At 62.7% G+C, this 12,611-nt stretch carries 9 protein-coding genes and 1 tRNA gene; all 10 read left to right on the top strand.

What is annotated here, in order from left to right; translation table 11 throughout:
• Positions 1-397: 397 nt before the first annotated feature.
• The 10 genes from ACWNZ3_RS13520 to ACWNZ3_RS13475 all read left to right on the top strand — a co-directional run bounded on the left by ACWNZ3_RS13520 (position 398) and on the right by ACWNZ3_RS13475 (position 12,509).
• Complete coding sequence (locus ACWNZ3_RS13520) at positions 398-1,651, top strand: hypothetical protein (protein ID WP_496900266.1); 1,254 nt, start codon at positions 398-400, stop codon at positions 1,649-1,651.
• A 140-nt stretch (positions 1,652-1,791) separates the two neighbouring features.
• Complete coding sequence (locus ACWNZ3_RS13515) at positions 1,792-3,009, top strand: hypothetical protein (RefSeq protein WP_274577279.1); 1,218 nt, start codon at positions 1,792-1,794, stop codon at positions 3,007-3,009.
• 196 nt (positions 3,010-3,205) lie between these two features.
• Positions 3,206-4,432: a hypothetical protein gene (locus tag ACWNZ3_RS13510; protein WP_496900265.1), complete on the top strand. Its 1,227-nt coding sequence runs from the start codon at positions 3,206-3,208 to the stop codon at positions 4,430-4,432.
• A gap of 144 nt (positions 4,433-4,576) precedes the next feature.
• A complete protein-coding gene (locus ACWNZ3_RS13505) occupies positions 4,577-5,857 on the top strand; it encodes a hypothetical protein (protein WP_496900264.1) in 1,281 nt (426 codons plus the stop codon).
• Between the two features lie 118 nt (positions 5,858-5,975).
• On the top strand, positions 5,976-6,434 hold the full coding sequence (locus tag ACWNZ3_RS13500) for a (2Fe-2S)-binding protein (protein ID WP_114275919.1): 459 nt from the start codon (positions 5,976-5,978) through the stop codon (positions 6,432-6,434).
• A gap of 2 nt (positions 6,435-6,436) precedes the next feature.
• A complete protein-coding gene (locus tag ACWNZ3_RS13495; RefSeq protein ID WP_496900263.1) occupies positions 6,437-8,677 on the top strand; it encodes a xanthine dehydrogenase family protein molybdopterin-binding subunit in 2,241 nt (746 codons plus the stop codon).
• On the top strand, positions 8,677-9,243 hold the full coding sequence (locus ACWNZ3_RS13490; protein ID WP_496900262.1) for a hypothetical protein: 567 nt from the start codon (positions 8,677-8,679) through the stop codon (positions 9,241-9,243). Before ACWNZ3_RS13495 ends, ACWNZ3_RS13490 begins: the two co-directional genes overlap by 1 nt.
• Before the next feature lie 160 nt (positions 9,244-9,403).
• Positions 9,404-10,438 carry a pyridoxal-phosphate dependent enzyme gene (locus ACWNZ3_RS13485; protein WP_496900261.1) on the top strand — a complete coding sequence of 345 codons (1,035 nt, stop codon included), beginning with the start codon at positions 9,404-9,406 and terminating at the stop codon, positions 10,436-10,438.
• Between the two features lie 105 nt (positions 10,439-10,543).
• Positions 10,544-10,617, top strand: a tRNA-Gly gene (locus ACWNZ3_RS13480).
• Positions 10,618-10,706: 89 nt separating this feature from the next.
• The gene (locus ACWNZ3_RS13475; protein ID WP_496900260.1) at positions 10,707-12,509 is read left to right on the top strand and encodes an ABC transporter transmembrane domain-containing protein; all 1,803 of its coding nucleotides are present in this window, start codon (positions 10,707-10,709) and stop codon (positions 12,507-12,509) included.
• Positions 12,510-12,611 lie beyond the last annotated feature (102 nt).

The following is a 12,611-nucleotide window of genomic DNA, read 5'->3' as shown; positions in this document are numbered from 1 at the left end:
CCCTGTCGACGCCAACAGCCAGTTGCCGACGCTGTTGTCCGATGGCGGGATCGCACCCAGGGGCATTGCCAAGGCCGCAACGCAGATGACGCTGCTGAAGAAGGTTGAGAACGGACGCTCTGCAAGCCCCGGCAGAACGCAAGAGCCGCCTGCAAACGCGCCGCCTGCAAGAGGGCAAACCGGCCCAGATGGAAGTCCCTCATGCCCGTCCTGACCGGACCCAGACGGCCCGGGTGCAGCAGCGCGGTTTGACCCGCGCCACCGAAACAATTGACGCAAGGCAATGCCGGGCGCTAACTTGCTGCACCGGGCGCCTTGCTGTGTCCTCATTTTGATAAACTTTTTTGCACCATGTTCCCTGGCCGGGCCGGGGCCACCAGGTGCCCAGGAGGCTATGATGCCGATTAAATTACCTGCCCCGTCCTTCTGCACCATGTTCTGCCTGTTTGCGGCACCTGTTCTGGCTCAGACCACCCACCCCAATGATGTCAACATCGAAGGCGATCTGGTGATCCAGGTGCCGCTCGCAGTCGGGCAGGTTGGAAACCCGTCCGAAGGCAGCCTCTATGTCGAAGACCTGACCGTCCTTGACGGCAAGGTCTGCATGGGCAACAGCTGCAATCCCGGCGAGGTTATTCCCAATGAGACCGCGCTGCGGTTAAGATATACCAACAATTCCATCGAGTTTGTCGATACGTCGGGTGCATCCGTGCCCAACCGCGACTGGACCTTGCGCGTCAACGATCCCAACAGCGGCGGGATTGACCGTTTCTCGGTCGAGGATAACTCGGCAGCCACCACGCCCTTTACCATTGCAGGCGCAGTGCCGAACGATGCCTTCTGGCTTGCCACGTCGGGCAATCTGGGCCTCGGCACCTCGATCCCGCAGGCCAAGGTGCATCTTGTCGATACAGGAAACGAAGCCGCGATCCGCATGACCAGGAGTGGCGGCAGCGCGCATTCCTGGGAACTGACCGCCGCCGACACCTTCGAAATCCGCGACCTGACGGACAATTCCAGTCGGCTCTACATTGACACCGATGGCTTTGTCGGGCTTGGCACCGATACGCCCGGGGAACTGCTGCACATCCGTTCCGACGCCACCAACACCGACGCTTTCGCATTGTTCGATGCCAATGGCGCAGGTTCTGACGCGGCATTCCGGCTGCGCCAGAACGGCGTGACCCCAACCACATGGGAATTCCGCAACCAGCAGGATTCCGGCCGTCTGAACGTGGGCATCGCTGGCGGCAACACGCCGCTGAAGATCGACAATGCCGCCAACAACAACCTGTTGCGGCTGGGGCGCAACGGACTGCCCGGAGAGGTGAACATCACCGGCACGCTGGTGGTCAACAACACCCAGTTGAATGTCCCCGACTACGTCTTTGCACATGATTACGCGCTGCGCCCGCTCTCCGAGGTGCAGGCGTTCATTGACGAAAACTCCCACCTGCCGGATGTCCCCTCAGAGGCCGAAATCAAGGCGAATGGCGTGGACCTGACCGCTATGCAGATGGTGCATCTGAAAAAGATCGAGGAACTGACGCTCTATACGCTGGAGCAGCAGAAGGAGATCTCTGAACAGACAGCAACGATCGCTGCGTTGACGACAAGACTGGCCAGGATCGAAGCGCTGCTGTCGGAATAGGTGGATTAGTGTCTCTACTGGTGGTTGTTTTACAGAACGCCGGATTTGCTCCTTTATTTAGTCGACGGAGCAGGCACCCGAGAGACTGCCGTCAAGCGATTTGCACCGAGACGTTCGAAAAATTTATCGAAGGAAAAACCATGCTGAACAGAAACTTCCTACTGACACCTTTTCTTTTCAACCTGCTGATTGTTGCCGCGCCGCTGCACGCCGAAGTGCTGAGCAGCACGAGCCCAACCATCCGCGACAACCTTTGCGTGGGTCTTGGTTGCGCAACTGACGAAACATTCGCAGGCCTTTATGATAGCGTAGTGATCAAAGGCAACAACACGCGGGTCGTGTTTGAAGATAACTCCACCAGCTCCGGATTCCCAACAGCCGACTGGGCGCTCGAAGCGAATGAAACAGGATCGACCGGGCTGGAAAGATTCATTCTCAGGAACCTGACGGCGAACACCACGCCATTCGTGGTCGAGGGCGATGCGCCGACCAGCAGCCTGTTTGTGGCAGCGGATGGCGATATCGGTTTGGGCACCTCCATCCCACAGGCAGATATGCACATTGTTTCGGACAGTTCCTCGCCATCGCTTCGGCTGCAAAGCACCTCAATCGGACAAGCCTGGCAGATCGGTGATCCGGTTTCTCTAAATGCCGGTTTTCAGATCTACGATGTGACTGCAGACTCCACACCTTTCCTGATCGTTCCCGGTGGAAACAACCAATTGTCGTTCGTCATCAACGGGGAAAAAATTGGGCTGGGCACAGACGCCCCCCAAGAAAAGCTACATATTGTCACGAACGCCAGTAACACCGATGCATTCGCGCTATTCGATGCCAATGGGGCTGGATCGGACGCCGCCTTCCGCCTGCGCCAGAACGGCCTCATCCCCACCACATGGGAATTCCGCAATCAGCAGGATTCCGGTCGCTTGAATGTCGGTATTGCCGGTGGCAACACGCCGCTGAAAATCGACAATGCCGCAAACAACAACCTGATCCGTCTCGGCCGGAACGGCAAACCCGGAGAGGTCAATATCACCGGCACGCTGGTGGTGAACAACACCCAGTTGAATGTCCCCGACTACGTCTTTGCACATGATTACGCGCTGCGCCCGCTCTCCGAGGTGCAGGCGTTCATTGACGAAAACTCCCACCTGCCGGATGTACCATCGGCGGCGGAAATTGCTGCGAAAGGTGTCGATATGACTGCGATGCAGATGACGCTGCTGAAGAAGGTCGAGGAACTGACGCTTTATACCCTGGAACTGGAACAGGCCCGCGCGGGGCAGGACATGCGTCTGGCTGCGCAAGAGCGCTCGATCGCCCTCCTTCAGGCTCAGATCGACAGCCTCAGATAAGGTCCATGCGGTCACCGCACCGGCGCGGGGCCCGTGGATGCGAAACACGACTTTCGAAGGCGCGCAGGCGCTGCGGGCCTTCTGAAATAAGATGTTGGCAGGATCATTGCCTGTTGGCATGGTCGCTGTATGTCCCGGCCGATGATTGGGACAACCCTATTCCACGCCTTTCGTATTTTCACAGGAAGACTGACAGATGCCAATCAAGATATTCGTACCACAATCCGTCTCGTGTCTTGGGGCCTTTCTGGGCCTCGCTTTCATGGCCTGTCCGGCCAGCGCCGATCAGGTGATTGCCGACGATCTGATCGTCCAACGCAATCTATGCGTCGGCGCTGTCTCATGCGTGGATGGTGAGGTTTTCAACAATGAAGACATCAAGATCAAAAGCACCCAACCGGAGATCCTGTTCGATGACACCAGCGTCTCCGGTGGGTTTGCCGACTGGAGTCTGCAGACCAATGTTGACGGGTCGAACAATTTCGTCGTTCGCGACCAGACCAACAACACAACGCCGTTCCGGATCGAAGCCAACACTCATCCCAACAGTCTTTACGTCTCATCGGTAGGTGGCGAGCCAAGGATCGGTTTCGGGACCGCTCTGCCGCAACAGGAACTGCACATTTTCAGTCAGAACACGGCGATCCAGCGTTTTGAACAAGGTTCTGTGATCCTTGCGCCCCGGGTTTGGGATTTGGGCGGAAACGAAACGTCCTTTTTCCTGAGCGATACCACCGGCGGCACGATACCGTTTCACGTCAGGGCCGGCGCGCCGGTCAGCTCGCTGGTGGTCGACAGAGATGGCAATATCGGCCTCGGCACAGGTTCGCCCGAGGAACGGTTGCACATCCGTTCCAACGCCATCAACACCGACGCCTTTGCATTGTTCGATGCCAATGGCGCAGGCTCTGACGCGGCTTTCCGCCTGCGCCAGAACGGGGTGACCCCAACCACATGGGAATTCCGCAACCAGCAGGATTCCGGCCGTCTGAACGTCGGCATTGCGGGCGGCAATACGCCGCTGAAGATCGACAGTGCCGCCAACAACAACCTGTTGCGGCTGGGGCGCAACGGCCTTCCGGGCGAGGTGAACATCACCGGTACGCTGGTCGTGAACAACACGCAACTGAACGTGCCGGATTACGTATTCGACGCCGATTATCCTCTGCGCCCACTGGCCGAAGTGCAGGCGTTTATCGACGCCAACAGCCACCTGCCGGATGTGCCATCGGCTGCTGAGATTGCTGCGACCGGTGTCGACATGACCCAAATGCAGATGCTCCACCTGAAAAAGATCGAGGAGCTGACGCTTTACACGCTTGCACAAGAGGACCGCATTTCAACCCAGGACGCGCGCATTGCGATGCAGGAGGACCGTATCGCCCGGTTGGAAGCGGCGCTGGAGGCGCTTGCGGCGCAATAGGCGCGCCATGAGGTTTGACAGGACGGGCCCCCGTCCTGTTAACTATTGCCAGCCGTCTGAGGGGAGGCGGGATTTTAACATAAGTCATTTTGCGCCAGCACCCCGGCCATTGCCTGCGCCATTTCCGTTTCGGGAGACTGTCCCATGTTGATCCGGCTTTTTATCACTGTCGCTTTGTCGCTGACCCCCGCACTGACCGCTTCGGCGCAGGACATCTTCAACAACGGTGTCCGTATCGCTGACGGAGACGTACAGACAGCGGACCTTACGGTTGCGGGCAGCGCCAGCATCGGCAACCTTTGTCTGGGGCTGAGATGCGGCGAGGACGAGCCCACCAGTTATGACAGGCCGCTTACCATCGACACACCAAAGCAGGCCTGGATTGACATGGTAAACCAGTCGGTAGCAGGGACTGGGCATTACCCCGGGCGCGATTGGCGGATCAGGCCGAACGACGATTACAATGGCGGGATCGAACGCTTTTCGATCGAGGATCTGAGTGCTGACACAATCCCCTTCAGCATTGAGGGTGGCGCGCCGGAAAATGCGTTTTGGATCGACAATGGCGGCGGCATCGGGCTGGGCACGATGTTTCCGCAGGACCGGCTGCATGCCTCCGGGGCCATCGGCCCCGGCTTGCGGCTGGAACAGACCGGCAATGGGCTTTTGCCGCCACAGGCCTGGCGGATCGTCGGGCAAACCGCTTTCAGCGTCAGCGATCTGACCGCCGGGACCACCCCATTCCGCATTGACCGGACGGCGCCATCCGGGTCTTTCCATCTCGACGAAACCGGATTTGTGGGTCTTGGCACCGATGCGCCCGAGGAATTGCTGCACATCCGGTCCAATGCGTCCAATACGGATGCCTTCGCGCTTTTCGAAGCGGCGGGTAGCGGCTCCGATTCCGCGTTCCGCCTCAAGCAGAACGGCACCACCCCCAGCACATGGGAATTCCGCAACCAGCAGGATTCAGGTCGTCTGAACGTCGGCATCGCGGGGGGCAACACGCCGCTGAAGATCGACAATGCCGCCAACAACAATCTGCTGAAACTGGGCATCAATTCTGCCCCTGACGCGGTTGTGGTGACGGGACGGCTGGTGGTGAACAACACCACGCTGAATGTGCCCGATTACGTCTTTGGCGCGGATTACCCCCTGCGGTCGCTGGCCGAGGTCAGGGATTTCATCGGCACGAACAGGCATTTGCCGGACATCCCTTCGGAGGCTGAGATCAGGGCAAATGGTGTGGACATGACCGAGATGCAGATGGCGCATCTGAAGAAAATCGAGGAACTGACGCTGTACACGCTGGAGCAGGAAGACCAGATCGCGGCCCTGACGCGGCAGAATGCGCGCCAGGAATCTGAGATCAGGACATTGGTCAGCAGACTGGCTGCGCTTGAGGCTTTGGAAGCCACGCGCTGAAGGGGATTTCCTGACGGTCTGAAGCTGCCGCCGGGTCAATGGCCCGGCGGTCTTCTCCTGCTTTACCTGCCGGTTTTTGGCGCTAAGCTTCCCCCACAAGACCAGTTGGAGGCTGACCATGCGACTGCGCGTCAACGGAACCGATCACGAGGTGGAGGTCGAAGACGACATGCCGCTTTTGTGGGTATTGCGTGACGAGTTGGGCATCACCGGCCCGAAGTATGGCTGCGGGATCGCGCAATGCGGGGCCTGTACCGTGCATGTGGACGGGGTCGCCGTGCGGTCCTGTCAGCTGGCGGCGGCAGATGTGGATGGCGAAGTGACCACGATCGAGGGGCTTGGAACCCCGCAGGCGCTGCATGCGGTACAGCAGGCCTGGGTGGACCATCAGGTGGCCCAATGCGGTTACTGCCAGTCGGGGCAGATCATGCAGGCGGCGTCCTTTCTCGATCTCAACCCGGAGCCGACCGACGAACAGATCGACGCGGCGATGAGCGGGAACCTCTGTCGCTGCGGGACCTATCCGCGCATCCGCGCCGCCGTGAAGACCGCCGCCGCCAAGCTGCAGGGGGTCTGAGCATGGGACGGGTGAAAACCATCGCGCGCCGCAGCTTTCTGGTGGGGTCGGTCGCGGTGCTGGGCGGGGTCGCCTTTGGCACCTACATGTACAAGCGGGACGTGAAGAACCCGCTGCTGGCAGAGCTGAAACCGGGTGAGGTGGCCTTCAACCCCTACGTCAAGGTGGATGCCCAGGGCGTGACGCTGATCACCCCGCGTGCCGATGTGGGGCAGGGCGCCTATTCGATCCAGGCGCATCTGCTGGCGGAAGAGCTGGATGTGGAACTGGCGGATGTGCGGATTGATCCGGGCATGCCCTCGGCCGCCTATTACAACGGGGTTGTGGCCGCGGAAGGCATGCCGATTGCCGCGACATCCGACAGCATGATGGCGCGCACCGGGCGCGGGGCGGCGGATGTGGTGGGCAAGCTTCTGGGGCTGCAGCTCACCGGCGGATCCTCGACGGTGCCGGACATGTACGACCGTCTGCGCCATGCCGGTGCGGTCGCGCGCGCGACGCTGCTGGCGGCGGCGGCGCAGCAAACCGGCCTGGACCGCGATCAGCTGCGCACCGAAAGCGGCGCGGTGGTGCTGCCTGACGGGATGCGGCTGGCCTATGCCGATCTGGCCGCCACGGCGGCAGAGATTGACCCGGTGCAGGATGTCACCCTGCGCGACCCGTCGGAATGGCGGATGCTGGGGCGGGATCATCTGCGCACCGACATCATCGCCAAATCCACCGGCACGCAGATCTATGGCATCGACCTGGTGATGGAGGGCATGGTGCATGCCACCACCCGCACCAACCCGGCGCTTGGGGGCGGCATTCTGGGCTATGATGCGACCGAGGCAGAGGTGATGCGGGGGGTTCAGGCCATCATGCCGATCACCGGGGGCTTTGCCGTGGTTGCGGACAACACCTGGCGCGCCTTTCAGGCGGCGGATGCGGTCAAGGCGGACTGGGGCGAAGCGCCCTATATCGGCGATACGGCCGCGCAGTTTGCCGATGTTGCCGCCTCTTTCATCGAGGACCGGCAGGACAGCCGGTTCAAGGACGAGGGCGATGTGGAAGCGGCGCTCAAGGGGGCGGATGTGCTAGAAGCCGAGTACCGCATCCCCTATCTGGCCCATGCCCCGCTGGAGCCGATGTCCGTGGTCGTGAAACTGACGGAGGGGCGGCTGGACATCTGGACCGGCACCCAGATCCCGCGTTTCGTGCAGGAGGGGGCCGCTGCCGTGGCCGGGCTTGAGGCTGAAAACGTCCATGTGCATGTGCTGATGTCCGGCGGCAGCTTCGGGCGGCGGCTGGAAGACGATTACATCCGGCAGGCGGTCGAGATTGCGCTGGAGATGCCCGATACCCCGATCAAGATGGTCTGGAGCCGGGAAGAGGACATGACCCATGATTTTCCCCGTCCGCTGGCGATCAGCCGCGCGCGGGGGGCGGTGTCGGACGGTCAGGTGGCAGCCTATGATCTGGGCATTGCGGCGCCTTCCGTGACCGCCTCCTCGCTGGGCCGTCTGGGGCAGCCCGCCATCGGGCCGGATGTGGCGATTGTCGCCGGAGCCTGGGACCAGCCCTATGCGATCCCGGATTACCGGGTCACCGGCTACCGGGTGCCGCCGATGGTGCCGGTCAGTTCCTGGCGGTCCGTCGGCGCCTCCGGCAATGGCTTCCTGCATGAGAGCTTTCTGGATGAGCTGTGCCACGCCGCCGGGGCCGACCCGCTGGAGGAACGGCTGCGCCTGTGCTGGCACGACACCTCGCGCAAGGTGCTTGAAGCGGTGGCCGAGATGTCGGGCTGGGGCAGCGACCTTGGCCCGGGGCGGGGGCGCGGGGTCGCCTTTACCCTGTCCTTCGGGGTGCCGGTGGCCGAGGTGGTGGAAGTCACCGAGACGGATCGCGGCATCCGCATCGACAAGGTTTTTGTCGCCGCCGATGTGGGCCGGGTGCTGGACCCGGTGAACTTCGAGGCGCAGCTTTCGGGTGGGGTGATCTGGGGGCTGGGCCATGCGATGAACTGCGAGCTGACCTATGCTGGGGGCGTGGCCCAGCAGGACAATTTCCATGTGTTCGAGGGGATGCGCCTGCACCAGACACCTCAGATCATGGTGCGCGGTCTGGAAAACGGCGACAGGATCCGCGGCATCGGTGAACCGGGCGTGCCACCTGCCGCACCCGCGCTGGGCAATGCGATCTTTGCCGCGACCGGCAAGCGGATCCGCGAATTGCCCTTTGCCAAACATGTGGATTTTGTCTGATGCGCCTCTTGATTGCAGCGCTGTTGCTGGCAGCCCCGCTGGCCGCACAGGAAACCACGGAGAGCCGGGAAGCGGGCCTTGCCGCCTGGGACCGGATCTTTGAAAAGGTCTCGCATCCGCGCTGCACCAATTGCCATGTGGGCGAAAGCGGTCAACCGATGTGGAACGGTTTGGGCTATGGGGCAGATACCGTTCACGGCATGGGGATTCTGGCGGACGAGACCCGGATCGGCGCGCTGAGCACGCCCTGCCGGGCCTGTCATGTGACCACGGGCAGGGCCAATACCGTGCCCCATGCGCCGCCCCATATCAGTGATGCCTGGCGTCTGCCCCCGGTCGAGCTGGCCTGGCTGGGCAGGTCCAGCGCCGAGATCTGCGCGCAGATGCGCGATCCGGAGACCAATGACGGCGACGATATTGCCGAGCTTGCCGAACACCTGCGAAGCTCGCCTTTCGTGGCCTGGGGCTATGCCCCCGGCGCGGGCCGCTCTGCCCCTGACGGCACGCCCGAGAATATCGCCGCCGATGTGGAGATCTGGGGGGCCGCCGGTGCGCCCTGTGATTGACATATGCAGTTGCCGGGCAGCACCTGACGTGGCCTGCATCGCCGTATCCGGTAACCCAGGCGCCCGACCTTGAACTTGAGACACGAATACCCTGCCGCGCCTGCGGCGCTCCCGGGACATGCGTGTCACGGGATGATTCAGATATAAGGTCGGACGCTTTATGGATATTTTGAACGTTGCACGCCCGGTCGCTGTTTCCGCTCTGGATGACATCCCATTCCCCGTTGCTGATGCGGCCGGGGTAGAGGCGCTGCTGGCGCGCTGTCCGGTTGCCGCCGAAACCCCGCTGGTGGAGGCCGAGGCCATCGCGGTGGAGGCGGGTGTGGCGCAGGTCTGGGTCAAGGATGAACGCGGGCGCATGGGGCTTGGCAGCTTCAAGGCGCTGGGGGCCGCCCATGTCATCGCCCGCCACGGCAAGGCTGCGCGCGGCCGGACCTATGTCACCGCAAGTGCGGGCAATCACGGATTGTCGGTGGCGGCGGGTGCGGCGGCATTCGGTGCATCTTCGGTCATCTATATTGCCGAAACGGTGGCGGATGCCTTTGCCGGGCGGCTGAAAGCGCAAGGGGCCGAGGTGCGCCGCGCGGGGGCGACCTATGAGGAGGCCATGGCCGCAGCGGAGCAGGAGGCGGCGGCGAAAGGCTGGCATCTTTTGTCGGATACGGCCTGGGCGGGATATACCGAAGATCCGCTGGCGGTGATGGAAGGTTACCTCGCGCTGATGGCCGAGGCGGTGCGCCAGATGCCCCGGGTGCCCAGCCATATCTTTCTGCAGGCCGGGGTCGGCGGGCTGGCGGGGGCCTGTGCCGCCTGTGCACGGGCGCATTGGGGGGATGACCCGCGGATCGTCGTGGTCGAACCGGCAGTGGCCCGGGCGCTTTATGGCTCGGTTGCGGCGGGCAGGGCGGTGACCAGCCCGGGGCCCGCCAGCAACATGGGCAGGCTGGATTGCAAGAGCCCCTCGCTGATCGCCCTGAAGGGGCTGGCGCGCGATGCGGATGCCTTTGCGCTGATCACCGAGCAGGAGGCGCAGGTAGGCGCGGGAACCGCGATGGTCGCCGGTCTGGCCTCGACCCCTTCGGGGGCTGCGGGCATTGCCGCCCTGCTGGCCCTTGGGGCGGAGGGCAAGCGCGCGCTGGGCATCACGCCAAAGGCAAATGTGCTGTGTATCCTCAGCGAGGGCCCGGAAAGCTGACCGGGACGGGGTGCGCCGCGCGGGGCGGATATATCTGCCTGCGGGTCGAAAGCCGGCATTGCCCTTCTTGACGCTCCGGATCGGATGACTTAACTCAATCCCTGCGCGGGCGTTGTGTAATGGTAAGACCTCAGCCTTCCAAGCTGATGATGCGGGTTCGATTCCCGCCGCCCGCTCCAGCCCTTCCAAAGTTCAACTGCGACATCGGTGGCGCTTGACCCCTGCGTGCTGCCGCGCCATGACACGTCACGACTAAAAAGGACGAACCATGGCACGCGCACCCGTTCCCGCACCGACCCAGACCGAAGAACGTGAAAAGTCGCGGCGGATCGGCGCGCTTCGGGCGCTTTTACCTTTCATGCTGCCCTATCGCGGGCTGATGGCCCTGGCGGTGCTGGCGCTGATGCTGACGGCGATGGTGTCGCTGACCCTGCCGCTGGCGGTGCGCCGGGTGGTGGACAACTTCCGGTCTGCCGAAACCGAACTGCTGGACCGTTACTTTCTGGCTGCCCTGGGGATTGCGGCGCTCTTGGCTGTCGGCACCGGGCTGCGCTATGCGCTGGTGACGCGGCTGGGCGAACGTGTGGTTGCCGATATCCGGCGCGCGGTCTTTGACAGGGTCATTTCCATGAGCCCTGCGTTTTATGAACGGATCATGACCGGCGAGGTGCTGAGCCGGATCACCACCGATACCACCCTGATCCTCAGCGTCATCGGCTCCTCCGTTTCCATCGCCCTGCGCAACATCCTGATCTTCACGGGGGGGCTTGCGCTGATGCTGCTGACCTCGGCCAAGCTGACCGGGCTGGTGCTGCTGATCGTGCCTGCGGTGGTCATCCCGATCCTGGTGCTGGGCCGCCGGTTGCGCGTCATCAGCCGCGAGAACCAGGACTGGATCGCGGCGTCTTCCGGCAATGCCTCAGAAAGCCTGGGCGCGGTGCAGACGGTACAGGCCTTTACCCATGAAACCGTGACGCGCGATGCCTTTGCCCGCATGACCGAAGGGTCGTTCGACGCCGCCCGCCGCCGGATCAAGACCCGCGCCGCGATGACGGTGATCGTGATTTTCCTGGTTTTCTCCGGCGTGGTCGGGGTGCTGTGGATCGGTGCCAATGATGTGCGCGAGGGCAATATGACCCCCGGCGCACTGGTGCAATTCGTGATCTATGCGGTGATGGTTGCGGGCGGCGTTGCGGCGCTGTCGGAAATCTGGGGCGAGTTGCAGCGCGCGGCGGGCGCGACGGAACGGCTTGTCGAACTGCTGCAAGCCGAGGACAGCGTGCAGGACCCGGTGGAAGCGGGTGTTTTGCCGGACCCGGTACGCGGGCGGATCCTGTTCGAGGATGTGCATTTCTCATACCCCGCGCGACCCGGCACTGCGGCGCTGGATGGGGTGACGCTGGACATTCAGCCGGGCGAAACGGTGGCTTTCGTCGGCCCCTCCGGAGCGGGAAAGACCACGATCATCCAGCTGATCCTGCGGTTCTATGATCCTTCGTCCGGCCGCATCACGCTGGATGGGGTGGACCTGCGCGAAGTGGCGCGGGATGCCTTCCGCAAGGCCATCGCGCTGGTGCCGCAGGACCCGGTGATCTTTGCCGCCTCGGCCTCGGAAAACATTCGCTTTGGCAGACCCGAAGCCAGCGATGCGGAAGTGGAGGCCGCCGCAAGGGCCGCTGCCGCGCATGATTTCATCGCGGCGCTGCCAGATGGTTATGACAGCTATCTGGGCGAGCGTGGCGTCATGCTGTCCGGCGGGCAGAAGCAGCGCATTGCCATCGCCCGCGCGATCCTGCGCGACGCGCCGGTGCTGCTGCTGGACGAGGCAACCAGCGCATTGGATGCCGAAAGCGAGCGTGCGGTACAACAGGCGGTGGACCACCTGAGCCGGGACCGTACCACATTGATCGTGGCGCACCGTCTGGCGACCGTGAAAAAGGCGGACCGCATTGTCGTTCTGGAAGCGGGGCGCGTGGTGGCGACAGGCACCCATGATGCCCTGGTGGCCAGGGGGGGCCTCTATGCCCGGCTGGCACGGTTGCAATTCACCGATGGCATCGCTGCCGAATAGGGGCGCGAAATTCCGGCCCGGAATCCTGCCGCTGCGTCATTTGACCGTGGTGCGGGTGGACATTGCCTTGCGAATTACCCGGTTTCATCGCATCCTTTGACC

The organism is Sulfitobacter sp. IGS-18, assembly GCF_059628195.1.
The sequence above is the reverse complement of the archived record's forward strand: the minus strand, read 5'-3'. Positions and strand labels throughout refer to the sequence as shown.

Coding starts and splice junctions, on each gene's coding strand:
- ACWNZ3_RS13485 (WP_496900261.1), top strand. CDS start 9,404: ATGGATATTTTGAACGTTGCACGCCCGGTCGCTGTTTCCGCTCTGGAT.
- ACWNZ3_RS13505 (WP_496900264.1), top strand. CDS start 4,577: ATGTTGATCCGGCTTTTTATCACTGTCGCTTTGTCGCTGACCCCCGCA.
- ACWNZ3_RS13515 (WP_274577279.1), top strand. CDS start 1,792: ATGCTGAACAGAAACTTCCTACTGACACCTTTTCTTTTCAACCTGCTG.
- ACWNZ3_RS13490 (WP_496900262.1), top strand. CDS start 8,677: ATGCGCCTCTTGATTGCAGCGCTGTTGCTGGCAGCCCCGCTGGCCGCA.
- ACWNZ3_RS13495 (WP_496900263.1), top strand. CDS start 6,437: ATGGGACGGGTGAAAACCATCGCGCGCCGCAGCTTTCTGGTGGGGTCG.
- ACWNZ3_RS13475 (WP_496900260.1), top strand. CDS start 10,707: ATGGCACGCGCACCCGTTCCCGCACCGACCCAGACCGAAGAACGTGAA.
- ACWNZ3_RS13500 (WP_114275919.1), top strand. CDS start 5,976: ATGCGACTGCGCGTCAACGGAACCGATCACGAGGTGGAGGTCGAAGAC.
- ACWNZ3_RS13520 (WP_496900266.1), top strand. CDS start 398: ATGCCGATTAAATTACCTGCCCCGTCCTTCTGCACCATGTTCTGCCTG.
- ACWNZ3_RS13510 (WP_496900265.1), top strand. CDS start 3,206: ATGCCAATCAAGATATTCGTACCACAATCCGTCTCGTGTCTTGGGGCC.